Source organism: Halorubrum sp. Atlit-26R, from assembly GCF_003666015.1.
Taxonomy (GTDB): domain Archaea; phylum Halobacteriota; class Halobacteria; order Halobacteriales; family Haloferacaceae; genus Halorubrum.
In genome coordinates, this window is the sequence record NZ_QPLT01000509.1 from 1 (window position 1) to 452 (window position 452).

The 452-nt window shown below is 63.5% G+C and carries 1 protein-coding gene; it reads left to right on the forward strand.

The window, feature by feature from the left end:
* Positions 1 to 452: DICT sensory domain-containing protein (locus DVK07_RS21695; RefSeq protein WP_303646405.1), on the forward strand; the 452-nt coding region annotated here is incomplete at both ends.

Sequence of the window (452 nt, forward strand, 5' to 3'; positions counted from 1 at the left end):
ACTGAGAGCGGGCGACCGGGCGAGTTTATTACCCTCAGCGAAGACGAGGAGGTCATCGCAGCTGCGAGTCTCACTTCGTTCACCGACTCGCTCGAACAAGGCCGTCAGTACATCACGCGGGACAACAGTCCGTACGCGTCGATTCTCGACCACCTCGACGAGACGATGTTCACCTCGTGGTCTATCCAGCGGATGACTGCCGCGTCCCGCGAAATTGAGGACCGCGCGTGGCGGGTGGGACAGGGGACTCTCCACGCCGGCTTCCAGACGCTCTCGACCCTGCAGGGCGAACTCGACCTCTACGAGCGGCTGGGCGAGACCGACGTGGACGTTCATGCCTATGCCGTCCCTGACGTTGACCCGCCCGAGTACAGCACGTTCACGCTGCATCTGGAGCGGTCCGACGAAATCGCCGACTCGTGGTTCGTCGTGTTCGACGGCGGCGGTGACCC